Origin of the sequence: Roseibium aggregatum, assembly GCF_014692675.1 — a bacterium.
Lineage (GTDB): Bacteria > Pseudomonadota > Alphaproteobacteria > Rhizobiales > Stappiaceae > Roseibium > Roseibium aggregatum_C.
Genome location: NZ_JABFCZ010000081.1, coordinates 1 through 1182 on the forward strand (window position 1 = coordinate 1; position 1182 = coordinate 1182).

Genomic DNA, 1182 nt, shown 5'->3' on the forward strand with positions numbered 1-1182 from the left:
CCCCCCTTGAGCATCTGTGTTTTGTGTCAAGGATGGTTTGGACACCAGATCCGGTTTTCTGAGAGGAGTGTATTTGCGAGAACGATGAGTTTTCGCATGACGGCGACAATCGCGACCTTCGGCTTTTTCCCGGCCTCGATGAGCCTTTTGTAGAAGATGGCGAGAGGCGGGTTGTAACGGGCAGCAGACAAGGCCGCGAGATAGAGCGCGCGCCGGGCCTGGGGACGCCCTCCGCGGATGCGGCGTGGACCGTTTCTATGGCCGCTGTCGTCGGCAACGGGAGCAAGTCCGGAGAGGCTTGCGGCAGCCTTGGCCGAAAGGCTACCGAGTTCGGCCATATCGACGAGAAGGTCGGCGGCAACGGCCGGGCCGATACCGGGGATAGAGGCGAGGATTTCGGCTCGGCGTGCGAACGCCGGATTGGCTTTGATGCGCCGCTCGATCTCGGCGGCGAGCCGTTCGATATGTGTGTTGAGACTGGCAATGCAGCGCTTGAGCTCGCTCTTGAGGAAACTGGTGGCGGCAGCGGCCAGCCGGTTCTTGAGGGCGGTGCGTTCGGCGCTTGCCGCATTACGGGCACGCACCAGTTCGCTGAGATCCTCGTGTGCCTGCTCGGTGGGCATGGTCGTGCGCGGGCAAAGTGCCTTGCCCATGTACGCCAGCATCATTGCATCGACCCTGTCGGTTTTCGCCAGAAGACCGGCCGCTTTGGCGAACAGGCGGGCACGCAAAGGATTGACCACCGCCACCGGCAGTCCTGCCTGGCTCAAGGAGCGGCAGGCGGCACGGTGATACTTGCCGGTTGCCTCCAATGTGAGGAGAGCGACGGGGCGTCCGGCCAGCTCCCGCTTGAGCTTGCCCAGCCCCTGGCGGTCGTTCGATACCCGTAGCCGCTCGCCGCTCGGGTGGAGATAAAGGTCGAGAAAGTCTTTACTGACGTCGCAACCGGCGTAGACTTCCTCAGCGCTTCGTTCGGGCAGAACCTTACCTTGCATACGGGACTTTCTCCCTATCATCTGTTCAGGACACGCGCGAAGGACGGCCGGACCGAACTCAAGGACGGTTCTTGGCCATGGGGATTACGGTCCCGGCCATCCGATCCCCGGAGGTCGGCCAACCTCCGGGGATCAGCCAAATCTTCATCGATTTGACCCAAACACAACATGCAAGGGGGAGATGTCA

1 protein-coding gene is annotated in these 1182 nt (G+C 61.9%); it reads right to left on the minus strand.

Annotated features, from left to right (window positions below):
* Positions 1 to 26: 26 nt before the first annotated feature.
* Positions 27 to 995: an IS110 family transposase gene (locus HK439_RS26365; RefSeq protein ID WP_190294459.1), complete on the minus strand. Its 969-nt coding sequence runs from the start codon at positions 993 to 995 to the stop codon at positions 27 to 29.
* Positions 996 to 1182 lie beyond the last annotated feature (187 nt).

Excerpts from the sequence above, each read along its gene's own strand:
- HK439_RS26365 (WP_190294459.1), bottom strand. The coding sequence starts at position 995 with ATGCAAGGTAAGGTTCTGCCCGAACGAAGCGCTGAGGAAGTCTACGCC.